25 protein-coding genes are annotated in these 22,635 nt (G+C 33.9%); 19 read left to right on the forward strand and 6 right to left on the reverse strand.

Annotated features, from left to right (window positions below):
• Positions 1-470: 470 nt before the first annotated feature.
• Genes M594_RS05385 through M594_RS05400 form a run of 4 tightly spaced genes read right to left on the reverse strand, consistent with a single transcriptional unit; the run spans position 471 to position 3,837 of the window.
• Complete coding sequence (locus tag M594_RS05385; RefSeq protein WP_033680331.1) at positions 471-977, reverse strand: YbhB/YbcL family Raf kinase inhibitor-like protein; 507 nt, start codon at positions 975-977, stop codon at positions 471-473.
• Complete coding sequence (locus M594_RS05390) at positions 967-2,070, reverse strand: MFS transporter (protein WP_173876162.1); 1,104 nt, start codon at positions 2,068-2,070, stop codon at positions 967-969. Before M594_RS05390 ends, M594_RS05385 begins: the two co-directional genes overlap by 11 nt.
• Entirely contained in the window at positions 2,060-2,710 is a 651-nt protein-coding gene (locus M594_RS05395; RefSeq protein WP_173876163.1) for an L-threonylcarbamoyladenylate synthase, read from the reverse strand. Before M594_RS05395 ends, M594_RS05390 begins: the two co-directional genes overlap by 11 nt.
• Before the next feature lie 2 nt (positions 2,711-2,712).
• Positions 2,713-3,837, reverse strand: coding sequence for a LeuA family protein (locus M594_RS05400; protein ID WP_173876164.1), 1,125 nt, complete (start codon positions 3,835-3,837; stop codon positions 2,713-2,715).
• Between the two features lie 127 nt (positions 3,838-3,964).
• Between M594_RS05400 and M594_RS05405 the strand changes: the two genes are divergently transcribed.
• From M594_RS05405 to M594_RS05435, 7 genes are all read left to right on the forward strand, one after another.
• Entirely contained in the window at positions 3,965-4,852 is an 888-nt protein-coding gene (locus tag M594_RS05405) for a LysR family transcriptional regulator (protein ID WP_173876165.1), read from the forward strand.
• A 128-nt stretch (positions 4,853-4,980) separates the two neighbouring features.
• The gene (locus M594_RS05410; protein WP_173876166.1) at positions 4,981-5,544 is read left to right on the forward strand and encodes a DUF3990 domain-containing protein; all 564 of its coding nucleotides are present in this window, start codon (positions 4,981-4,983) and stop codon (positions 5,542-5,544) included.
• Complete coding sequence (locus tag M594_RS05415; RefSeq protein ID WP_033680325.1) at positions 5,541-5,753, forward strand: hypothetical protein; 213 nt, start codon at positions 5,541-5,543, stop codon at positions 5,751-5,753. The genes M594_RS05410 and M594_RS05415 overlap by 4 nt, the downstream gene beginning before the upstream one ends.
• Before the next feature lie 349 nt (positions 5,754-6,102).
• Positions 6,103-6,513, forward strand: coding sequence for a thrombospondin type 3 repeat-containing protein (locus tag M594_RS05420; protein WP_173876167.1), 411 nt, complete (start codon positions 6,103-6,105; stop codon positions 6,511-6,513).
• Positions 6,514-6,560: 47 nt separating this feature from the next.
• Positions 6,561-12,791, forward strand: coding sequence for a DEAD/DEAH box helicase family protein (locus tag M594_RS05425; protein WP_254597116.1), 6,231 nt, complete (start codon positions 6,561-6,563; stop codon positions 12,789-12,791).
• A gap of 74 nt (positions 12,792-12,865) precedes the next feature.
• Positions 12,866-13,150 carry a DUF5962 family protein gene (locus tag M594_RS05430; RefSeq protein ID WP_049534662.1) on the forward strand — a complete coding sequence of 95 codons (285 nt, stop codon included), beginning with the start codon at positions 12,866-12,868 and terminating at the stop codon, positions 13,148-13,150.
• Between the two features lie 13 nt (positions 13,151-13,163).
• Positions 13,164-13,460 carry a DUF5966 family protein gene (locus M594_RS05435; protein ID WP_125395691.1) on the forward strand — a complete coding sequence of 99 codons (297 nt, stop codon included), beginning with the start codon at positions 13,164-13,166 and terminating at the stop codon, positions 13,458-13,460.
• Positions 13,461-13,473: 13 nt separating this feature from the next.
• Here the strand turns inward: M594_RS05435 and M594_RS05440 are convergent, their stop codons facing one another.
• Positions 13,474-13,671, reverse strand: a complete 198-nt coding sequence (locus M594_RS05440; RefSeq protein WP_025172557.1) for a hypothetical protein — start codon at positions 13,669-13,671, stop codon at positions 13,474-13,476.
• A 159-nt stretch (positions 13,672-13,830) separates the two neighbouring features.
• Between M594_RS05440 and M594_RS05445 the strand changes: the two genes are divergently transcribed.
• The 12 genes from M594_RS05445 to pezT all read left to right on the forward strand — a co-directional run bounded on the left by M594_RS05445 (position 13,831) and on the right by pezT (position 21,305).
• On the forward strand, positions 13,831-14,472 hold the full coding sequence (locus M594_RS05445) for a peptidylprolyl isomerase (RefSeq protein ID WP_173876169.1): 642 nt from the start codon (positions 13,831-13,833) through the stop codon (positions 14,470-14,472).
• Between the two features lie 9 nt (positions 14,473-14,481).
• Positions 14,482-15,567 carry a toprim domain-containing protein gene (locus M594_RS05450; RefSeq protein ID WP_173876170.1) on the forward strand — a complete coding sequence of 362 codons (1,086 nt, stop codon included), beginning with the start codon at positions 14,482-14,484 and terminating at the stop codon, positions 15,565-15,567.
• Positions 15,568-15,617: 50 nt separating this feature from the next.
• Positions 15,618-15,851, forward strand: coding sequence for a DUF5965 family protein (locus M594_RS05455; RefSeq protein ID WP_002933293.1), 234 nt, complete (start codon positions 15,618-15,620; stop codon positions 15,849-15,851).
• Positions 15,848-16,231: a DUF5945 family protein gene (locus M594_RS05460; protein ID WP_173876171.1), complete on the forward strand. Its 384-nt coding sequence runs from the start codon at positions 15,848-15,850 to the stop codon at positions 16,229-16,231. The genes M594_RS05455 and M594_RS05460 overlap by 4 nt, the downstream gene beginning before the upstream one ends.
• 37 nt (positions 16,232-16,268) lie before the next feature.
• Positions 16,269-16,529: a hypothetical protein gene (locus tag M594_RS05465; RefSeq protein ID WP_173876172.1), complete on the forward strand. Its 261-nt coding sequence runs from the start codon at positions 16,269-16,271 to the stop codon at positions 16,527-16,529.
• 5 nt (positions 16,530-16,534) lie between these two features.
• Positions 16,535-17,098: a DUF3990 domain-containing protein gene (locus M594_RS05470; protein ID WP_254597117.1), complete on the forward strand. Its 564-nt coding sequence runs from the start codon at positions 16,535-16,537 to the stop codon at positions 17,096-17,098.
• 373 nt (positions 17,099-17,471) lie between these two features.
• A complete protein-coding gene (locus M594_RS05475; RefSeq protein WP_254597292.1) occupies positions 17,472-17,660 on the forward strand; it encodes a hypothetical protein in 189 nt (62 codons plus the stop codon).
• 32 nt (positions 17,661-17,692) lie between these two features.
• Positions 17,693-18,280, forward strand: coding sequence for an ATP-binding cassette domain-containing protein (locus M594_RS05480; protein WP_173876174.1), 588 nt, complete (start codon positions 17,693-17,695; stop codon positions 18,278-18,280).
• A 3-nt stretch (positions 18,281-18,283) separates the two neighbouring features.
• Positions 18,284-19,468, forward strand: coding sequence for a hypothetical protein (locus M594_RS05485; protein ID WP_173876175.1), 1,185 nt, complete (start codon positions 18,284-18,286; stop codon positions 19,466-19,468).
• Between the two features lie 222 nt (positions 19,469-19,690).
• On the forward strand, positions 19,691-19,918 hold the full coding sequence (locus tag M594_RS05490; protein WP_173876176.1) for a hypothetical protein: 228 nt from the start codon (positions 19,691-19,693) through the stop codon (positions 19,916-19,918).
• Between the two features lie 152 nt (positions 19,919-20,070).
• Positions 20,071-20,547 (forward strand): type II toxin-antitoxin system antitoxin PezA, encoded by a 477-nt coding sequence (gene pezA / locus M594_RS05495; RefSeq protein WP_173876177.1) that lies wholly within the window; start codon positions 20,071-20,073, stop codon positions 20,545-20,547.
• Positions 20,547-21,305, forward strand: a complete 759-nt coding sequence (gene pezT, locus M594_RS05500) for a type II toxin-antitoxin system toxin PezT (RefSeq protein WP_173876178.1) — start codon at positions 20,547-20,549, stop codon at positions 21,303-21,305. Before pezA ends, pezT begins: the two co-directional genes overlap by 1 nt.
• A 388-nt stretch (positions 21,306-21,693) precedes the next feature.
• On the opposite strand, the gene M594_RS05505 is transcribed toward pezT, so the two are convergent.
• Positions 21,694-22,590 (reverse strand): tyrosine-type recombinase/integrase, encoded by an 897-nt coding sequence (locus tag M594_RS05505; protein ID WP_173876179.1) that lies wholly within the window; start codon positions 22,588-22,590, stop codon positions 21,694-21,696.
• Between the last annotated feature and the right edge of the window lie 45 nt (positions 22,591-22,635).

Here is a 22,635-nt window from a genome sequence, read left to right on the forward strand (position 1 = left end):
TGATAAGAACAATATTACATTTCATACAACTGAACGTATATATTTTATAAGAGAGAGGGATGCTTGGTTTGGGAAAATCATTCAAAATACAGTTATAAGAATTTTAATAAGAATGAAAGTGTGATATTTCTTTTTCAATAATCTTCTAAATGTATTAAAATTAAGCTTTCCACTTATGTATTCTGCTAATAAACTTCAATACATTTCAATAGATTTTCAAATTTTGGTGGGGATTTTTATTATACTTTGTACGAGCTTTTCAATACTCTATCCCAACCTTTAAAATCCCTCAAGTTATTTACTCAAGGGATTTTTTATCTGCTTTTTTCATACTCAAACAGTCAGTCTAACTGTTTGATTTTCTTTGTGACTAACTCCCCTAAAAATAGTAGATTTAGCTACTTTACTGGTTTTACAAGATAATAACAAGACCTAAACGTTTAATTTATTTAGGTTTACCAATTATGACTTTAACATTTTCCAATAAGGTCTAACTCAACCGTACCCAAAGTTAAATCCTTTACTTTATTTAGTAATTCATTAACCCAAAAGCCATTTTTAAGTCCTGTTTTCTCTGATAATGCAAACACTTTTAAAGTATAGTTATGGTCTCGATCAGGTGGAGTCGGTCCAACAAACATTGTATCAATTTCAGAAAAATCACCATCTAAAAATTGACTAGAAAAACTATTTTTACCTTGAATTAATTGACCAATTCGGCTCATATTTTCTTCAATCTGAATACTATCACCATTAACTTTTAAATCAGCAACGCTCCAATGAATCCAAGGAAAAGAGCAAACAGGAATGGCATCATAATCAATAAGAGTAAAAGCGATATATTCAGTACCTTTGGGTAAATTATCAACTTCAAACGCAAAAGAACGAACCGGATTTCCTTGCATTATATCTTCCCTTTTTGCTTCCTTTCCAAACTCCTTTGGTAAAATATTATTAAATGTTGTTTTAATTTTCATTTTTTTCTCCTTTAAGAATTATAAAGCTAAATATACAATAAATAGCTAAAGCGATTAGCGACATACATATTACCCCTTCAAAATTAAAATTTAAATATAAGAGACCTCCTAACATAAGAAATATGATATTAAAACAAGCATAATACACTTCTGCAATTTTCAGAACAATAGACAATTTGCTATTACTCTCTTTTAACATTTTAATAGTCTGAGGTCTAGTAATTCCAGATGATAGCCCCAATAAAACCATACCTAAACAAATACAAATAATATTGTTGGTAAGAAATAATAGCAAAGATGGGAACAATAGTACGGAAGAAAAGTATCTATTCTTATTAACAAAAAATTTCGAGGAGATATTTCCCATCAAAGTGTATGAAGCCAATATTAAGACAAAATATTGAGTTGAAATATGCAGATCTGTAAAAAAATAAAATGGTAAAAATCCTGTAAATAGTCCTAGGATGATTCCTCTTAGGAAAACATAATGACCAACCCAATATTTTTCAAAATTCGTCAAATGATATTTAGTAGTATTTCTAAATTCACGTTGCTCTTTCTTATAATCTAGAGGTACTAATAAAGAAAGTAATATTGTATTAATAATCGTGGCAATAATCGTGGCATAAATCGGATAATTAGGATTTAGTTTATAAAGAGTCCCCCCAATAATTCCAGAAAATAATAATGAGATGAACATATAGCCATTTGTTCTATTTTGAAAATCAGTTGCTTCAGAATCTAAGAAGTACTGGATAAGATTAGTATCCTCACCAGCTCCAATAGAATAGCTTGCTCCTAAGCATAGTTGAGCAATAACAATTAAAATTGTACTATCAGATAAACTTAATAACCCTAATCCAATTAATTTGACAACTTCACTCAGAATTAATAATCTCTTTGATGGAATATTGCTAATGTACCTTTTAATAAAAGTAGAACTTACAAACGTTCCTATTCCATAACAAGACATCAATAATTCTATACCTATAATTGAGTATCCTTTTGAATATAAAATTATTAATAAAAAGGGTAAATAGAAATATGCCCTTGATAAAATCCGATAGAATATTATTCCCAACTTATTTTTCAATTACATATCCCTCCTTTTGTAATACATTTTGGATTTCTTTTTTGCTAATATCTCCCTCCCTCAAAATAGTGACAGTTCCAATATCATTAACTTTTATTATAGTACTTGATTTAGTAGCCAATGATTCTACATTTGATTTTAACAAATAATCAACTTTATCTCCCATATGTTCATCAGCGACCTCCTCTGTGATAAGTAGGTCATCAGCTGTTCCAGAGATATTAGCTGAGGTAATTGCAACTACTCCTCCTAAATATTCTACAAATTCTCTAAAAACTTCATTTTGAACACATCCCAAGGAAATTGTGGAACTATCATTTATTGCATAATGAAATGGACTAATATTTTCTACCACTATATTTAGTGCTCCTGGCCAAAACTCATCGACCAATAATTTCATTAAATTTGTTTGTGAAGTCTTACCATATTTTTCCCAATCATTAGGATTGGACATGAAAATAGAGAGAGGCTTATTTTTAGGCCGAATTTTATATTCAAAAATTCGGTTAACAGCCATCCTATTATCTGGAAGACAACACAAATTATAGTTAGTATCTGTTGGAACTATGATGGGATATCCAGCGTTTAATTTAGATTTGAGAATTTCTAAATTCTCCTGATTTAATTCTAAAATTTTCACTATTAACCTCTTTCTAATTTAAACAATTCTAAACAATCTTCTGGACTAAGCTTATCAGTAATTTTACTCAATTTTCTATAAAAACTTATTAGTTCATCAATATTTACATCACCTCCTACTAACGATTCAAAATATCTATATAAAACCTTTTTACTAGATATTCCACTAATTGTATAATTAGTGGAATTAGGAATTCCTAATTCATTCGGCAATAAATACTGGTACATTTCAATATTTTTCATAGTTCCATCTTGATGAATTCCTGATTCATGTACAAAGACATTCTTCCCTATTATTGGTTTAGTGGGTGCTACATCATACTCTAAAATATCACTTATCTTTATAGACAGTTGATATACAGTCTGCAAATCAAAGTCAATTTCATCAAACTTCTTCTTTTGTAAAATAGCAATCACCTCATCTAAAGATGTATTACCAGCACGTTCCCCAATTCCTAAAAAGGTTGTCTCAATCTGACTTGCATGATTCATAATCGCAGCTACTGTATTAGCTGTTGCTAATCCTAAATCATTATGACAATGCGCTGATAACTTTAGAGCTGGAAATCTACTATGAATATCACTAAACATTTTTCCATATTCATCTGGCGTAGAACATCCAACAGTATCTGCTAAAGTTACAAATCCTACTTCATAGTTTGAAACAATATCTAATACTTGGAATAAAAATTCTCTATTAGCACGTGTTGAATCTTCTAAGACCATATCTACATGCAGTGATTTTTCTTTAGAATAATCCAAAATTCTCTCTAAGCGTTTTAGATAGATATCCTCTCTAGTTTTTAATTTTTCGGTTATATGCATCTTAGAAACAGGTACCAGTAGTTTAATAACCGTATTAGGAAACATACTATACAGCTGGAATGCTAAGTCAATACTACTCTCAATCAAGCGAGTTAAAACTACCCCAGATTGATCTTTTCTTAATATACGCATATAGCCTTTTAAAATATTCAAATCTTGAATAGTATCACACATACCAATCTCAACCGAATGAATTTTGGATTTACTAATCTCAGTAATAACCTTTTTCTTAGTTGCAACATCTTTCTTAATCGACGTTTGCTGCATACCATCTCTAATTGTATTATCTTGAATGTATATCATACCTCACTCCTTATTTTATTAGATACGAGCTCCTATCTGTAATAATATGGTATACTATATCAAGGTATTTTAAAATTTGAAAAAAGTTTAGAAATCATTAAGAAAAAATTTATAAATAGGAGTAACTATGAACTTAGATTGGTATTACACTTTTTTGGTATTATCAAAACATCTCAATTATCGTAAAGCTAGCGAAGAGCTATTTCTTACCGAACCAACACTACATCAACAAATTAAGAAATTAGAAAAGCACCTTCAAGTTCAACTTTTCGAAACAGTGGGAAGAAACTTGACACTAACTGCTGTTGGAAGAGAATTTATAGAGATTGCTGAAAATCTTATACAAACCTATGAGCAAAGTATTCAAAAGATTAGGCTACAAAATAAAAAACAACAATTTCATATAGAAATAGCCGTATCTCCTTACATTGCCACATACCTTTTACCACAATTTTTACAGGAATTCTTTCAGCGCTATCCAGATATTGATATCTCTGTATCCGTGCTAAATAGCCATATTGAACAAGCTATTGAAACGAATACATTCGATATTGGTATTGATAGAGAAGTTCCATATAGTAAAAAAATCATATCCGAACAAATTTGTGAAGGAAAGATTGCCCTCTTTTATCCTAAAACAACAGTAAAATGCGACGAATTACAATTATTTAAAAACTATAAAATATTATCCGATAACCACCCCGTCTATTGGGAAAATCTAAAAAAAGAAATCATTGAGCTAGTTCCAGAAGCCGATTTCACTACTATCAATGATATTACAGTAACTGCCAAACTAATAGAAATGAATCAAGGCATTTCCTTTCTGCCCCTTTACTTAAAAAAGACTTTTACAGATAAGATTGCTCATCTTGAAACCACTACAGTAACCACCCCCGTTTCTTTTACTTACTTAATGAGCAGAAAAGCTTCTAAGGCTATCACTATTTTCAATAATGCGTTTAAGGACTTTATTTTAAAGGAGCAAAATTTTAATTTAAGAATCAAAGGTCACTGATACTATTAGTGATTTTTGATTTACATATTAATCAATGGATTAATGACTAAAACGGAAAATAGTTAATGAGAGATGAAATTTATAAAATAGTACGTGCATAAATTATAGTAAAATGATATAATTAATTTATGGGAGAGTTAAGCTTTAGTAATCAATTTAGCAACACAGCCGTTTGGTATCACGGAACGACATCTACTCAGGTTCCATCTTTAAAAGATGGAATAGATGTTTGTCATAGTAAACGGAACTGTGATTTTGGTATAGGATTTTATGTGACATCTAAATTTGATCAGGCTGTTAAATGGGCTCAGCGAAAAACAAAAGATGAACTTCCTTTTAATCCAAACGTAAAGCCTGTTGTTTTAAGTTATCAGTTTCAAGATTCTAATGATGTTGAAACGAAGATTTTTGAAATTGATAAAGAATACTTTCAGTTTGTTTATAAAAATAGATTGAAGTTAGACGCTAAGGTTGGAATTAATTTTCATAATTTTTCAGCAGTATTTGGCCCAGTTCTTGATGGTCAAGTTACTCGTTTGAAAGTCACTTTAGATGACTATTTCAAGGGAGTAAATTCCTTAGAAAAAACCGCTGATATTCTTTTGGGAAAATATCAGGGTGATACACAACTTTGTATATGTGATCAAAAAATTGCAAATAAACTAATCTTAGTTGAGGAGGACACGATATGATTTTGACAAATGAAAAACAAGCTCTTAGAGTTGAGGTAGAACAGTTTTTACGGAAGAATTATCGCATTACTCCTGATACTGTTTCTTCTGTCACAAATGTTGTATTGAAGAATTGGTTTGAAGAGTTGGATAATGGAGGCTCTCATTTGACTTCAGACCTTATCGCTGATAATATCGCGGATATTGCAAAACGTTACTCAGTACATTAATAAGTAATTTGAGTTAGGTTTATCAAATCCAAATCTTTCTTTATATTCTCAAAAACGGTTCATTACCATATTAGGTAATGAACCGTTTTTTGTGTACGACGGGCATGTCGTGCGTCTGAGGTGTAAGTCCTCCGTGGGCACCCTCGAAAAACGTGGACTGGTTTCGTGTTTGGATTATTACCTTGAACGACATGCGTTAAAAGTTAGTTGAACCGCCGTATGCCGAACGGCACGTACGGTGGTGTGAGAGGGGCTAGAGATTATCCTCTACTCGATTTGTGATACTTCTTTCAAGGAATATTTGGTAGGATTGGAGTGAAAAAAGATTAACTAGGAAAGAAGGAAGTATATGGAAGCCATTTATCAACGTGATTCGGATCAAGATGGACTGACTGATGCTCAAGAATTGGCGCTAGGAACCAATCCTCTTAGCGCAGATTCTGATTGTGATGGTCGTTCAGATTTAGTGGAAGTAGAAGAAGGAACCAATCCCTTAGAAAAGGATTTACAAGACATGGAACAAACAAGTATAACTGAACCGACATCAGTATTTATGGAAATGAAACAAAAGATTTCAGATATGATGGAGAGTCACTACAAGGAATTTATACAGGCTCTGATTAGTATTGAAACAGGGATTGAAAACCAACAAGACCTTGAAGACTTATATAATTACTACATGAGAACAGATGCCGTTTCTCTTTTGTCTAGTGATTTAGAAACCAGTCCTCAAGAGGTTGAAATGGAGATAGAGTTGTAGGGGAATCATGTGATTCTCCTATTTTCGTATAGATGAAAGGAGCGAGTATGGAAGTAAAGGAAATATTAGCTATGTTTCGTGGAACAATTCCAAAAGATAGAGAGAAAATGGACCTATTTCTTCGTTATCAAGCGCAACATTTTGATGAGAAATGGCAGGATTTGGTAGAGAGTTTTTTGATTGAAGAAGGCAAGAGAGAAGAGATAGCTCATGTCTATTCTTTTGAACAAGATATTGTTTCTTTTCTAGAGGCCAGTTCTGAAAATAATAATCAAGATTTAGAAAGTTACACAAGAAATTTTGGACAAGCAGGTCTAGGTAAATTATCCCAATTAAGTAATTTTGAGAAAAACTTGGTGCTAGAAGTCGCAACCTATAATCTTTCCACTCGATTTTACATCCAATCTGAAAAAGAAAAGCTAGAACAACTAAGTGAGCTTGTATTTCATCAGAATCAGGATGTCAATTTAGTCAACGTCTATCGAGTTGCGAATAATCTATCTGACCGTATTAGTAGAGATATAGAGGAATTTCTTCTAATGGTTGACTCAAAAGAGCTTAAAAAAGAAGTTCTTGAGATTCGTTTTGAAGAAAAAGAGGGAGATGTTCTAGCCTATATGGGTTCAGAATTGATGGCTACTTTAGATACAGTTACGGATCTTGTTCATCGTGAAGAAAACTACCAACAACTCCCACTGACACAAAAGCTGAAGATTATTACTCATTTTGATGAGGTAAAGGCTAGAAGCGAAAAATCAAAGCAAGTAGAAGAATCCTTATCTCCTTCAAGTGAAATTGAACAGGAAATAGAAGAAACTAACTCTTTTTCTAATGTCGATAAAATTGTAGAAGAAGCTTTGAGGGAATATCCGATTGGTTCACAAGTAAGTTATAAAGGACAAGTATTTCAGTTGGTTTCGATTGAAAATGCACAGTTAAATGACTTAGTTCGCCTAGAGCTATTCAATGATTCCAACCAGTTATTTGAAGAGAATCCTATCTTATACTTGAACAGTTTGAAAGAGATTGAACAAGTATTGTCTCTTGTAGAACTTGAGAAAGAAGAATTAGAGATTGAGATTGAATCATCAAGTGAAAGTCAGGAAATAGATTTGTTTTCCTATTTGGAAGAAGAAAAAGAAAAAGAAAAAGAAAATGAAAAGGAAACAGAAACTCTAATTTCAGGTATAGAAGAGACGGATGTCTCTGTTCAAGATTTTGTTTTTCCAGATGATTTAGAGAACTTTTATCCTAAGACAAATCGAGAAAAAATTGAAACGAATATCGCCGCAATTAATCTTGTTAAAAGATTAGAAAAAGAGGGAAGACAAGCGAATCCAGAAGAACAAGAACTACTAGCCAAGTATGTTGGCTGGGGTGGCCTTGCCAATGAATTTTTCGACGAACTCAATCCAAAGTATGAAACAGAACGTTTAACTCTTAGGGGCTTAGTAAGTAAATCAGAATACTCGACCATGAAACAAAGTTCTCTCACAGCCTATTATACAGACCCAATGATTATTCGCCAGATTTGGCAAAAATTACTGGATGATGGTTTTGAGGGAGGAAGAATTTTAGATCCTTCTATGGGGACTGGGAACTTCTTTGCGGCGATGCCTAGAAGTATACGAGAGAAATCAGAACTCTATGGAGTTGAGTTAGACAGTGTGACAGGCACAATCGCAAAACAACTCCATCCAAATGTCCACATTGAAGTGCGAGGATTTGAAGAGGTTCCCTATCAAAATAATAGTTTTGATTTAGTCTTAACGAATGTTCCATTTGGAAATTTTCGCATTGCAGATAAAAACTATGATAAACCTTATATGATTCATGATTACTTTGTCAAACACTCACTTGATTTAGTAAGAGATGGAGGACAAGTGTCGATTATCTCTTCTATCGGGACAATGGATAAGCGGACAGATAATGTCTTACAAGAGATTAAAGCCAACACTCATTTTTTAGGGGGAGTTCGTTTGCCGGATACGACTTTTAAAAAGATTGCAGGTACTCGAGTGACCACAGACCTCCTCTTCTTTCAAAAGGATCAAGCAAAGAATCTTAATGAAGATGAGCTTGTCTTTAGTGGCTCTATTCCCTTTGAGGAGGATAAGCGTGTCTGGATCAATCCTTATTTTGATGGGAAATACAACACACAAGTTTTGGGTGAATATGAGGTACGTAATTTTAATGGAGGAACCCTCAATGTTAAGGGGGTATCAGAAACATTATCTACTGACATAATGAAAGCATTAGAGAATGTTGAAGCACCTAAACAAATTGACAATTCTTTGAAAGCACCTGTTTTTATCCAAGAAGAAGTGGATCATTCTATCCCAAGTCGTATACGTGAGAACTTAGCGCTCTATTCTTTTGGATATGAGGGAAATCAAATTTATTACCGAGATACGCATGGCATTCGGAAAAGTTCAAAAGTAGACGAAATTAGTTATTATGTAGACGAGAAGGGAGATTTTAAAGCTTGGGACAGTTCTTTGTCTGAACATAAAATAGACCGATTCGTGCAACTCCATTTGACAGATGAGGAAGCACTAGATGTATACAAGTCGGAAGAAGCGAGTAAAAGAGGGAAATATAAGGGACTGTTCAAAAAAACTGTCTTTTATGAAAGTCCCTTATCGGATAAGGATATTAGTCGCATTAAGGGCATGGTTGATTTGAGAGAGACCTATCAAGCCTTAATTGAAATTCAACGTCGTCCAGATTATAGTCGTCCAGATTTTCAGATATTACTTAGTAAACTCAATCATGACTATGACCGTTTTGTAAGTCAATTTGGATACTTGAATGCCTCAGTCAATCGGAACTTATTTGATAGTGACGATAAGTATTCCTTACTAGCTAGTTTAGAAGATGAATACATTGATTCTAAAGATCAGAAAGTAAAATATAAAAAATCTTTAGCCTTTGATAAAGCATTGGTTAGGCCAGAGAGAGTGATTACAAGAGTTTCAACGGCTCTAGATGCCTTAAACTCCAGTTTATCGGATGGTAGAGGAGTTGATTTAGACTATATGGTATCAATTTATCCCGAACATAGCCAAGCTGCTATTTTAGATGAGTTAGGAGACCAGATTTTAATGGATCCAGAAAGCTATTTAAGAGGGGAAAGAAAATATCTTTCTAAGAACCAGTTTTTATCAGGAGATATTCTCAACAAGATAGAAGTAGTTCAACTATTAGTGGAGGAAAATAACCAAGAATGTGATTGGAACCATGCTTTAGATTTGTTAGAATCTGTTCGTCCTCCACGGATTCATCTGGCAGATATTGAGTTCAAAATAGGGTCACGTTGGATTCCTCAATCCGTTTATGGTAAATTTGCCTTTGAATGTTTTACCAATCGTGAATTTGAATTGTCTTCGCCAGATGTTGAACAAGTCATTGAAGTGAATCCTGTCGATGGCCAGGTTCATTTAAGGACATCATTTGCTTATCGCTATCCAAGTGCCAAAGATAGTAGTCTTGGAGTTAGTGGGTCACGTTATGATACAGGAAGAAAGATTTTTGAGAATTTACTAAATTCAAACCAACCGACGATTACTATGACAGTTACGGAAGGAGAAAAGAAAAAGACTATCACAGATTTGGAAAAAACCTCTGTTCTAAGAGCAAAAGAGCAGCATTTACAAGAACTCTTTCAAGACTTTGTCTCACGGTATCCAGACGTCCAACAAGTCATTGAAGAAAGTTACAATCGTCTTTATAATCGAACGGTTAGTCGAGAGTATGACGGTAGCCATCTAGTCATTGATGGCTTGGCACAAAACATCAGTCTTCGTCCTCACCAAGAGAATGCCATTCAAAGAATCGTTGAAGAAAAAAGAGCCTTGTTAGCTCATGAGGTAGGTTCAGGAAAGACCTTGACTATGCTTGGTGCTGGGTTTAAATTAAAGGAGTTGGGGATGGTTCATAAGCCCTTGTATGTGGTGCCCTCTAGTTTGTCTGCTCAATTTGGCCAAGAGATCATGAAATTTTTCCCTACTAAAAAAGTCTTTGTGACTACTAAGAAAGATTTTGTGAAGGCGAGAAGAAAACAATTTGTTTCACGTATTATTACAGGAGATTACGATGCCATTGTCATTGGGGATTCTCAATTTGAAAAAATCCCTGTCAGTAAGGAAAGACAGATGAACTATATTGAGGATAAACTCAATGAACTACGAGAGATTAAAACACATTCTGAAAATAAGTATACCGTTAAAGAAGCAGAGCAATCAATAAGTGGTCTAGAGAAACAATTGGAAGAACTCCAACGCTTTAATCGTGATAGTTTTATTGATTTTGAGAACTTAGGAATTGATTTTCTCTTTGTGGATGAAGCACATCACTTTAAAAATATTCGTCCCATTACTGGACTTGGAAATGTAGCAGGGATTACTAATACAACGTCTAAGAAAAATGTGGATATGGAAATGAAGGTTCGACAGATTCAGGAAGAACATGATTTTAAAAATATTGTCTTTGCGACAGGAACACCTGTTTCCAATTCTATTAGTGAGTTATACACTATGATGAACTACATTCAACCCGATATCTTAAAACGCTATCAAGTTGATTATTTTGACTCTTGGGTAGGTGCTTTTGGAGAAATTCAAAACTCTATGGAATTAGCTCCTACAGGGGATAAGTACCAACCTAAGAAACGATTTAAAAAGTTTGTCAATCTACCTGAGTTGATGAAAATCTATAAAGAAACAGCCGACATTCAAACACAAGATATGTTGGATTTACCTGTTCCAGAAGCTCATATTATCCCTATTGAGAGTGAGTTAACTGAAAACCAGAAACTCTATCTAGAAGAATTAGTTATGAGGTCAGATATGGTCAAATGTGGAACAGTTGATCCGAGTCAGGATAACATGTTAAAGATAACAGGTGAGGCACGGAAACTAGCAATTGATATGCGTTTATTGGACTCTAGTTATAGTCTAGCAGACAATCACAAACTGCTTCAGGTAGTGGATAATGTTGAAAGAATTTATCGTGAGGGAATGGGAAATAAGGCTACTCAGATGATTTTTTCAGATATTGGCACACCTAAGAAAAAGGATAATGGTTTTGATGTCTATTCTGAGATTAAGGCTTTATTAGTTGATAGAGGAATCCCTAGTAAGGAAATTGCCTTTGTACATGATGCCAATAGTGATGAAAAGAAGAATAGTTTGTCTCGAAAAGTCAATGCAGGAGAGGTGCGGATTCTCCTTGCCTCAACTGAAAAAGGGGGAACAGGTTTAAATGTTCAGAGCAAGATGAAAGCAGTTCATCACCTGGATGTACCGTGGAGACCAAGTGACATTCAGCAACGCAATGGACGGATTATCCGACAAGGAAATGAAAACAAGGAAGTGGATATTTACCACTATATTACCAAAGGTTCGTTTGATAATTATCTATGGGCAACTCAGGAGAACAAACTCCGTTATATTAAGCAGATTATGACTTCTAAGGAGCCGATTCGTGCTGCAGAAGACATTGATGAACAGACTATGACAGCTTCTGATTTTAAGGCACTAGCAACAGGTAATCCTTATCTCAAATATAAGATGGAACTAGAGAATGATCTAACTCTATTAGAAAATCAAAGACGCGCCTTTCAACGCAGCAAGGATCACTATCGTCATACAATCTCCTACTGTGAAGAAAATATGCCCATTCTTGAGAAACGATTAAGCAAGTATGAAGGCGACATTCAACAGTCAGAAATGTCGAAAGACCAGGCATTTTCTATGACGGTAGGTAAGCAAGCTTTTGATCAACGATCTGAAGCAGGGGAATCCCTACACCGTTTTATCCGTCATAATCAAGCTGACAGCAAAGAATTCCGTACCCTAGCAAGCTATAGAGGATTTGACATTAAAATGCTTAGTCTTCCAACAAATCAACCTCTTCCTGAAACCTTCTCTGTTAAGATTGTAGGAGAAAATCAATATTCTGTCAGTTTAGATTTGTATTCTCCTTTAGGGACCATTCAAAGGCTTCAGCATACGATTGATCACATCAAGGAGGACCAAGTGAAAACTCAGAACTTATTGGATGAATTAAAGGATAAATGGACTACTGCTAAGGTAGAAATTGAGAAAAATTTTCCAAAGGAAGAGGATTATCAAACTAAAAAGGCCGAATACGATGTACTCGCGCCATTAATTGAAACAGAAACGGATTTAGATATTATTGATCAGGCCTTAAGACAACTCCACGAAAAAGGAAAAGGAAAAGAAAAGCAAGAACAACTTTCTTTTGAATTAGATTAAAAAATAGATATAAATAGCGGACAAGAAAAGAAAAGCGCGGTAGAATAAAGATAGAAAGAAACGAGGTAACGATTATGATGGAAGATACCTATTATCAATTAGAAGAGGCTTTGGTACAGGGATTTCAAACACCTGAAGAATACCAAGCCTACAAGGAGTTAAAGGAACATTATGAGGAAGTGACAGGCGATTACAGTTTTTCTAAACGAGAACTCACTAGTCAATTGGAAATCTCTCTTCAGAATCATCGAAGTGTGGACTTTGAAGAACATGAAAAAGAGGAGTATTTGGACTTAGTTCAAAAGCTAGAGGAATTTGATTCCTCTCTTGCCACCCATTATCGTCAATTGATTGACTAGAAAGGAGAAAGTCATGAATGATTTACTCCTTATCCCAGTAATTTTTTTAGCAGTAGGAGGAATTCTCATTCTTTTATGGAGACTCTTTCTTATTGCCAGTGGACTTTTCCTGATTGGTTTTGTCAGTTTTCTTATTTTCGTTGAGGGTTATGGAATTTATTTGTTCTTTACTGAACCTAGTTTATATTTTGATGATATCAGACAACATGGTTTAACTAGTTTTACGGCTGTGTACCTTTTCATCAATCTGATGTTGGTTCTAGGATTCAGTTGGCGCTTCATTAACTCCATAAATAAGAAAAAAATGTGAACTTTTTAGATAGTCAAAAGACTTTATCTGAATCTAAATTCGGATAAGGTTTTTTATTTGCCTTGATTCTTTCATATACTTCATAGCTAAATTGGAGTAATAATTTATGAAAATCATTATCCTCACTATTATTACCTGTATTTATGGCTTGTTTATGTCGTTCAATATGAGAAAGAGCTCTTCTCAAATTTTCTTCTTTTAATTTGTTCATGTTTATATTATAAGCTGAAGACAGCTAATTTTGATATTTTTCTCTGAACTGTACAATTTTGCGCCTGAAATGTAGGAATTACCTTTCGTTGTGATGTGATAAAACTTACAAGTTCTTTTTGTTATTCTTGACCTAGTTTTTATAGAAAGAAGGTCTAAGATGTTAAATAAAGTCAAAACTAAAGCCTTAATTAGTGTTGGAGCAGTGGCTGCAACTAGCTTTATTCTCATGATGGGATATACTGCTGGTCAACATTCTACTGCTAAACAAAGTCGCAAAGAAATCGAATTGGCTGCAGCTAAACTTGTAGAGGACAAACAAGCAGAAGATAAAGCAAGTATTTTGTCATCGGATACTGTAAAAGAATTTTTGACTCAGTACTATACGAAAGAAAAGCTCGGAGAAAATAATACACGTATTCAACCTTATATGACTGAATCGGCTTATTCTCAAGAATTGACAAGTCAAAATGATGCCATGAACCAAGTGTATAAGGATTATATTTTGGATTATCATTTTGAAAAAGCAGATATCTTTGTCAATCAGACTACGAATCAAGCTATTGCCATGGTCTCTTATAATGTAACCTATGTATCTGATTTAAAGAATGCCAACCAATCAAAGACTAATCAGACAGAAACAAGAACAGTTAAGTTATCCTATTCTAAACTACCTGGTAAGTTATTGGTCAATCAAGTACAGGTTTGGAAATCTGGGTTAGATGATTTAGATAAGGCAACTCCTAAAACTTTAGAAGAATCATCATCAATACCATCATTGCCAAATACTACGACAAAATGATGATATTGCATGGAAATAGAAGAGTGTAAGCAAATTTCAATTCTTGATGTAGCCAATCGTTTAGGTATCTCCTTTAAACAAGTTTCTAGCAGTGTCTATGAACATCCTGAACACGATTCATTCCGAATTTTTTCCACTACCAATACTTTTAAATGGTTTTCAAGAGATATTCAAGGTGATGTCATTGATTTTGTTCGACTAGTTAAGGGACTATCCTTTAAAGAAGCTCTAGCCTTTCTTTCTGAAGAACCTTTTCAAAAAGAAGCTGTTCAAGAAAAAAGAGAGAGACCATTTTATTATCCTTTAAAGAGAATAGAAGATTCTAACTGTAGTCTGGCCAGATATTATTTAACAGAATGTAGAGGAATTTCAGAAGAAATCGTACAAAGGATGATTCAACAAGGTTTAATAGCACAAGCCAGTTGGAAAACAAACGAAACAGTTGAACCTGTTATTGTTTTTAAAAGCTTTAATCATCGTCACAAGCTGCAGGCAGCAAGTCTACAAGGGATTTATAAGAATCCCGCTCTTTCTAGAGAGAGGTTAAAAACGATTCTAAAAGGAAGCCATGGACATATTGGAATATCCTTTGACATTGGTAAACCAAATAAACTGGTCTTTTGTGAATCGTTTATCGACTTGATGAGCTATTACGAACTTCATCAACAAAGTCTATCTGATGTTCGTTTGGTATCTATGGAAGGATTAAAAAGGTCTGTTGTTGCTTATCAAACTTTACGACTGATAGCTGAAGAAAATCAGAAGTTGGAATTTTTGGATACAGTAATACCTTCAAAGTTATTGCCTTTGATCAATACAATTCGTGATACGACCAGCTATTTTGATAATCATCCTGATTTATTGACACTAGCGGTAGATTGTGATGATGCAGGAAAAGATTTTTCTGATAAGTTATCTCAATCAGGATTTCCTGTTTTACTGGATTTACCTGATAATGAATCTGGGAAAGAAAAAGTAGACTGGAATGATGTCCTTAGAGAAAAGAAATCAGATTTACAATTGATGATCGATACTGCAAAAGAAACATTGAGGAATCAACCAGTAAGACAAACCTCTCAATGTTTAGAATTGTGATAACAAAATCAAGATGTTTTAGCTAATATTAGAATGAAGGAGGATCGTATATGACCATTATTGAACGCTTAGAAGAAAAGGTCACTAGGCAAGAAAGCAAGGTAGCAAGAGAGTCAGAAAAACTAGCTGCTTATAAAGAGCAACTAGAGACAGCGATGTTTGCGACGTTCAAAAGGCGTCAAAGCATTAGTCACATGAGTTTTGAAGAAGCTCTTGACCATGCCTTTGGTAAAGAAAGACAATTCGATGATTCTGAATTTAGAAAGGATGAAATGAGTGAATGACAAAAGATTGGAATTTTAATCAACCATTAGAAAGTAAATCAGAAAATCAAGAAGATCCAGATAAAATTGCAGCCTTATTTGGAAATCATCAAGGAGGTAATGATGTAAATTATGAAGCAGCTTTTCAAAAGCGAAAACAAGCACCTGTGACGGAATCAAATCCTAGTTCTAAACCCAAAGTTACAGAGGTTAGAACAGGAAAAGAGACAGATATTACTACAAGTTATCAGCAACATCTTAAAAGACTGATTGCAGATAACAATAGCGATATTCAAAGTAGTCAAAAGAAAATTGAAGAGCTACATACGTTGATTGACACAAAGAATAAAGACAATAAGAAATTGGAGTCCATTTATGATGCGATTTCAGAATTACACTAAGCAGTCCTGATAGGCTGCTTTTTTTGAGAGGTTATAGATGTTTACAACATTTTTTAAGAAAAACCACGACAATGGTGATATATTTAAGAAACTAATTCATAGACTATCTGATATGTCTGTCCAAGATCTTGAAAAAATAGACCGACTGCTAGATATCATTTTCACTCCAGATCAAGGATCAGAACAACTAAAAACAGAAGCAACTTTGGACGACACATTAAAGGAAGCTAAGAACCAACTTCATAAAGAACAATTGGAGAAGAATTTAGAGAGATTTAGGAAAGACGGAAGGAAGTAAATGTTTTGGAGTTGACTACCAAGCAGGAAAAGCAACTAGGTCAGACGCAGTGGTTTCATGCTACATTATTGAGACATTTAGAATCCTTGAAAAAAGGAATCGATGTTAAATTTAATTTAGGAAGTGAGCTAGACTTTGGACCTGGTTTCTATATCACGCCTGACTTTGAACAAGCTAGAAAATTTATTAACAAGCAAGTTGAAGTATTAAATCGAAGCACCTCTAATAATAATATTTTTGACTCTGAAGAAGAAGTAGGTATTATAGTAGAATTTCGTATTTCAAATTTTATAGAAATTTTTAAGAGCACTGACTATCATTGTCACTATTTTGCAAAATATAAAAAGTCAGAGTCAGATTTAGATTTTGCGGAATTTGTAATTCAAAATCGAGAAAATCCAGATGAATTACAACATCATTTTGATTTTATCTATGGTGTTCAGACTGATGACAATCCACCCCAAGTTTTAGCTCATTTTCGTCAGAATGAAATTACAAAAGAAGAAATGCTTGATGAGTTTAGAAAACCGGTAACTTCTAAAACTAACTTCCAGTTTCCCACAATCTAGCCTTTAGTATGAGAAAAACGCGTGAAACCAGTGGAAATTCGTCTTAGACTAACTTCCACTGGTTTTCTTTTTCTTGATATATAAGGGTTCAAAAGCGAAAAGACTTAGAAAAAAGTGCACGACAAATAGCCCTAAAACAGAGTCGTCTTAGAGTAAATTCCAGTTGCTAGCGTTTAGTGTGAGACTTTTCGAATTAAAAAAATTATTACATAACAAATAAAAAACTATTGCATAACAAATAAAAACATGATATAATTAAAGCGCTTTCGAAAGTAAATATATTAGTGAGGTGAAAACCATGAAAAAATCAGCAAAAGTTGTTTTATTGGCTAGTTTGTTATCTGTTGGTCTTTTTCAGTCCAGTGTATCTGCTGTGAGCGTTCTTAAAACTTATAGGTATGATTGGAATACCTACTATAGGTCTAGTATGAATTACCACAAACATAGCTATATTAATGTTCCATCATGGTCTCGTTATTATAGCTATTCTGAGTATAAAGTTGGTTCTGGCTGGAATTATGATCGTTATGAGGTAATAAACTACTACAGCGGAGGTTATTAATCCTTAAAGAGTGAGGAAAAGGAGGACTGGATATGTTGCAGCTTACTCATGTGACCTTAAAAACGCGACAAGTCATCTTACAAGATGTTGATTTTACATTTGAAAAGGGCAGTATTTATGGCGTTCTTGCTATCAATGGCTCTGGAAAGACGACCCTGTTCCGCGCCATTAGCAATTTAATTCCTATAAGTAGTGGAAATATCGCAGTTCCTCCTTCTTTATTTTATTATGAGAGCGTTGAATGGCTGGATGGAAACTTAAGTGGGACGGACTACCTTCGCCTTATAAAAAATATCTGGAAGTCCAACCTAAACTTGAGGGATGAAATCGCCTATTGGGAAATGTCTGACTATATCAGCCTTCCCATTCGCAAGTATTCCTTAGGCATGAAGCAACGCTTGGTGATTGCCATGTATTTCCTCAGTCAGGCGAAATGCTGGCTCATGGATGAGATTACAAATGGCTTAGATGAGTATTATCGACAGAAGTTTTTTGATAGGCTAGCACAAATCGATAGACAAGAGCAACTGGTTCTTTTAAGTTCCCACTATAAGGAAGAGTTGGTTGATGTCTGCGATAGAGTAGTAACCATTCATCGGGGAAAGATAGAAGAGGTTTAGTTTATGAAAGATGTTGGTCTATTTTTATTAAAAAAAGTTTTCAAAAGTCGCTTAAACTGGATTATCTTAGCTTTATTTGTATCTGTACTCGGTGTTACCTTTTATTTCAATAGTCGGACTGCAAACTCAGTCAGCTTGGAGAACAGGTTGGAAACTCGTACTGCAGCCAACGAGAGAGCTATCAATGAAAATGAAGAGAAGCTCTCCCAAATGTCTGACACCAGCACGGAGGAATACCAGTTTGCTAAAGAAAATTTAGACTTGCAAAAAAATCTTTTGACGCAAAAGAAAGAAATTCTGACTTTATTAAAAGAAGGACGCTGGGAAGAAGCCTACTATTTGCAGTGGCAAGCTGAGGAAAAGAGTTATGAAACTGTATCAAATGACCCAACTTCTAGCTCGGACTTAAAAATAGCGGTTGACCGCGAACGAAAGACTTACCAAGCCCTGTATCCCTTGAACATAAAAGCGCACAATTTAGTTTATCCAACCCACGGGATTGATCAGATTGTCTGGATTTTAGAGGCTATCATCCCAACCTTGTTTGTGATTGCTATTATTTTTATGCTAACGCAACTATTTGCAGAAAGATATCAAAATCATCTGGACACAGCTCAGTTATATCCTTTTTCAAAAGTGGCATTTGCCATGTCCTCTCTTGGAGTTGGAGTGGGTTATGTAACTGTGCTGTTTATCGGAATCAGTGGATTTTCTTTTCTAGTGGGAAGTCTGATAAGTGGTTTTGGACAGTTAGATTATCCATACCCGTTCTATAGCTTAACGAATCAAGAGGTAACTATTGGGAAGATACAAGATGTGTTATTTCCTAGCTTGTTACTAACTTTCTTAGCTTTTATCGTCATTGTGGAAGTCGTCTACTTGATTGCTTACTTTTTCAAGCAAAAAATGCCTGTACTCTTTCTTTCACTCATTGGGATTGTTGGCTTATTGTTTGGCATCCAAACAATTCAGCCTCTTCAAAGGATTGCACATCTGATTCCCTTTACTTACTTGCGTTCAGTGGAGATTTTGTCTGGAAGATTACCTAAGCAAATTGATAATGTCAATCTAAATTGGGACATGGGGCTAGTTTTACTTCCTTGCCTGATTATCCTTTTGTTAGTGGGGATTCTATTTATCGAAAGATGGGGAAGTTCACATAAAAAAGAAGTTTTTAATAGATCCTAGCTTTCCTATAGGGAAAGTAAGGAAAAACTAACATAGAGAGGGAATCAACTTGATTCTCTCTTTTTGATTCGAAAACCAAGCCAAAATACAAACACAAACTTTTCAAAAAAAGTTTAGAAAACCCTATTCTTTTAAACAATTATCCATTCACAACCAATCTTTTTGTGATATAATAAAAATAGAGAAGGTTTATCAATCAAAAATAGGAGAGGAGTTACAAAAATGGCAGTAGTATCATTGGAAAATAATATTAAACTATATAGTTCAGAATTACTTCAAGTACTATTAAAAGCCTCCAATTATAAATTGGATGAGCGTATTGCTCAGACTGTTGCAGAAGGCTATGCTCGTAATCTAGATTATTCTGATCCTGAACTGATGCATGTTGGTGTAACTTCTGTTGCTAACAATTTGCTTACAAAAATTAAACAAGAGTATTTTAATGTATAGTATTTTGAGAAAAACCACCTAAAAAGGAATAACTTTTTAGGTGGTTTTTCTAGAAGTAAAGTTTAGATAGAAAAACAAGAAATAATGCACCAATTTTGGTGCGTTCTGCTTTTTTATGCTATAATGGATTTATAAAAATAAAGGAGTTTGCCATGATTGGAAAAAATATAAAGTCCTTACGTAAAACTCATGACTTAACACAACACGAATTTGCACGGATTGTAGGTATTTCACGAAATAGTCTGAGTCGCTATGAAAATGGCACTAGTTCAGTCTCTACGGAACTAATAGACATCATTTGTCAGAAGTTTAATGTATCTTATGTCGATATTGTAGGAGAAGATAAAATGCTTAATCCTGTTGAAGATTATGAATTGACTTTAAAAATTGAAATTGTGAAGGAAAGAGGTGCTAATCTATTATCACGACTCTATCGTTATCAAGATAGTCAGGGAATTAGCATTGATGATGAATCTAATCCTTGGATTTTAATGAGTGACGATCTATCTGACTTGATTCATACGAATATCTATTTAGTAGAAACTTTTGACGAAATAGAGAGGTATAGCGGCTATTTGGATGGAATTGAACGTATGTTAGAGATATCTGAAAAACGGATGGTAGACTAATGGGAATCCAAGATTATACTGATAGTGAATTCAAACATGCTCTAGCACGGAATCTTCGTTCACTGACAAGAGGAAAAAAGTCCAGTAAGCAACCTATAGCGATTTTGCTTGGAGGGCAAAGTGGTGCCGGTAAGACTACAATTCATCGTATTAAACAGAAAGAATTTCAAGGAAATATTGTTATCATAGATGGCGATAGTTTTCGTTCTCAGCATCCACACTATTTAGAACTGCAGCAAGAATATGGCAAAGATAGTGTTGAATACACCAAAGATTTTGCTGGGAAAATGGTAGAGTCTTTAGTAACTGAATTGAGTCATTTGGGATACAATCTGTTGATTGAGGGAACTTTACGAACGATTGACGTTCCAAAGAAAACAGCACAACTCTTGAAAAGTAAGGGATATGAAGTACAATTAGCCATAATCGCAACCAAGCCCAAATTGTCCTATCTGAGTACTCTTATCCGATACGAAGAACTGTACGCTATCAATCCAAATCAAGCATGCGCAACTCCAAAAGAACATCATGATCTGATAGTGAACAATCTAGTTGAGAATACCCACCAGCTGGAGCAATTAGGTATCTTTGAACAAATCCAAATCTATCAACGAGATAGGACCTGTGTTTACGATTCGAGAGATGATGAAATATCAGCAGCAGCTGTTCTTCACGAGTTACTGTTTGGAGAGTGGAGTCAGGTAGAAAAGGATATGCTTAAATCTGAAGAAGAAAGATTTAAAGATTTAACTAATTGAAATGGTTGTTAGAACACAAATTTTAAAATATAGTCTACTTATAACTTTTGTTAGTTGTTTAAGGTGGGCGAAAATTTTTTAGAACCAAAAACGCATAGTCTCAGGTGTTGAAAAACTTGAAATTATGCGTTTTCTTGTGGGAAGATTTACTCCATTTTCTTCAGGAATTGAGATTTTGCCCATCTCTTTTTATTATATTTAAGGATATTTGAAAGATGTATTTTAGAAAAACAATTATGGAGTTCTTAATACGGAATATAGTATAAATGCTGATTCAAAGTGAAGTTTTATATGTTTTTTGCTTTTGTTGAGTATAAAACTATTAACTAAAGTCGAACTACAAAAATTAATTTAAGATGAAGTGAACTGTAGACTTTGGAAATGTCTCTTACTCGATTTCAGAATGAATTACTGATACGGGATTAAAAGAACTAAGTATTTCTTTTTGTTTTGAATGAGATACGTGAGTATAGATTTGTGTGATTGATATAGAACTATGTCCAAGAATTTGTTGAATATATCGAATATCTACATCACTATCTAGAAGCATTGTCGCAAAGCTATGTCTAAACATATGCGGTGTAATAGTTCTAGATAGGCTGTTTTGTTCAACAATTCTCTTTAAAACTAAACGTACACTTTGCTCTGACAATGGTTTAAGTGAATGTTTCCCAGGGAACAAGAAATCATTGGATTCATTTCTTGTTTTATTTATATATGTTTCTAATAAATTGAATGTTTTTTGATCTCCTAAAAATAGGATACGTTCTTTCTTACCCTTTCCTATAATATGGAGTGTCTTATTGGAAAGATTAATGTCTTTGAGATGAATGTGGCAAAGTTCAGAAATTCTGATGCCTGTTGAAAGTAAAAGTGAAATAATTAGTAGATTTCTTTCAGCGTGTTGTTTTTGATAGTCAGTTTTAGATACAATTACTTTCTGTTCTAAATATATAAAAATGCTTTTCAGAATGTCATACGGAATCGTTTTAGGCAATACTTTTTCAGTTCTAAATTGAAAGCGCAATTGATTGAAGGGATTCTCTTCAATTATGTTCTGGTATTGTAGATAGTTATAAAACACCTTCATACAAGCAATTTTTCTTCTTAATGTATTCGTTTTTATGTTAGATCGTGTCAACTGTTCTATATAGGATTCGACATTATCATAGTCTGAGTTATAAAATTGCATAAGATCATTCTTATAAGCGCGAATTGTGTGTGAACTCAAACGCTTATGAGTTTTGCAATAATCTAAGTAATTAGAAATAAGTTTATAATCCATAAAAATCTCCTTTATCAATAATCATGCTATTATAAACCTATTTGA

The organism is Streptococcus mitis (assembly GCF_013305725.1).
Lineage (GTDB): Bacteria > Bacillota > Bacilli > Lactobacillales > Streptococcaceae > Streptococcus > Streptococcus mitis_BO.

Bases quoted from the DNA above. Each gene is read 5' to 3' on its own strand.
- M594_RS05385 (WP_033680331.1), bottom strand. From the start codon at position 977: ATGAAAATTAAAACAACATTTAATAATATTTTACCAAAGGAGTTTGGA.
- M594_RS05400 (WP_173876164.1), bottom strand. From the start codon at position 3,837: ATGATATACATTCAAGATAATACAATTAGAGATGGTATGCAGCAAACG.
- M594_RS05405 (WP_173876165.1), top strand. From the start codon at position 3,965: ATGAACTTAGATTGGTATTACACTTTTTTGGTATTATCAAAACATCTC.
- M594_RS05410 (WP_173876166.1), top strand. From the start codon at position 4,981: ATGGGAGAGTTAAGCTTTAGTAATCAATTTAGCAACACAGCCGTTTGG.
- M594_RS05415 (WP_033680325.1), top strand. From the start codon at position 5,541: ATGATTTTGACAAATGAAAAACAAGCTCTTAGAGTTGAGGTAGAACAG.
- M594_RS05420 (WP_173876167.1), top strand. From the start codon at position 6,103: ATGGAAGCCATTTATCAACGTGATTCGGATCAAGATGGACTGACTGAT.
- M594_RS05425 (WP_254597116.1), top strand. From the start codon at position 6,561: ATGGAAGTAAAGGAAATATTAGCTATGTTTCGTGGAACAATTCCAAAA.
- M594_RS05430 (WP_049534662.1), top strand. From the start codon at position 12,866: ATGATGGAAGATACCTATTATCAATTAGAAGAGGCTTTGGTACAGGGA.
- M594_RS05435 (WP_125395691.1), top strand. From the start codon at position 13,164: ATGAATGATTTACTCCTTATCCCAGTAATTTTTTTAGCAGTAGGAGGA.
- M594_RS05440 (WP_025172557.1), bottom strand. From the start codon at position 13,671: ATGAACAAATTAAAAGAAGAAAATTTGAGAAGAGCTCTTTCTCATATT.
- M594_RS05445 (WP_173876169.1), top strand. From the start codon at position 13,831: ATGTTAAATAAAGTCAAAACTAAAGCCTTAATTAGTGTTGGAGCAGTG.
- M594_RS05450 (WP_173876170.1), top strand. From the start codon at position 14,482: ATGGAAATAGAAGAGTGTAAGCAAATTTCAATTCTTGATGTAGCCAAT.
- M594_RS05455 (WP_002933293.1), top strand. From the start codon at position 15,618: ATGACCATTATTGAACGCTTAGAAGAAAAGGTCACTAGGCAAGAAAGC.
- M594_RS05460 (WP_173876171.1), top strand. From the start codon at position 15,848: ATGACAAAAGATTGGAATTTTAATCAACCATTAGAAAGTAAATCAGAA.
- M594_RS05465 (WP_173876172.1), top strand. From the start codon at position 16,269: ATGTTTACAACATTTTTTAAGAAAAACCACGACAATGGTGATATATTT.
- M594_RS05480 (WP_173876174.1), top strand. From the start codon at position 17,693: ATGTTGCAGCTTACTCATGTGACCTTAAAAACGCGACAAGTCATCTTA.
- M594_RS05485 (WP_173876175.1), top strand. From the start codon at position 18,284: ATGAAAGATGTTGGTCTATTTTTATTAAAAAAAGTTTTCAAAAGTCGC.
- M594_RS05490 (WP_173876176.1), top strand. From the start codon at position 19,691: ATGGCAGTAGTATCATTGGAAAATAATATTAAACTATATAGTTCAGAA.
- pezA (WP_173876177.1), top strand. From the start codon at position 20,071: ATGATTGGAAAAAATATAAAGTCCTTACGTAAAACTCATGACTTAACA.
- pezT (WP_173876178.1), top strand. From the start codon at position 20,547: ATGGGAATCCAAGATTATACTGATAGTGAATTCAAACATGCTCTAGCA.
- M594_RS05505 (WP_173876179.1), bottom strand. From the start codon at position 22,590: ATGGATTATAAACTTATTTCTAATTACTTAGATTATTGCAAAACTCAT.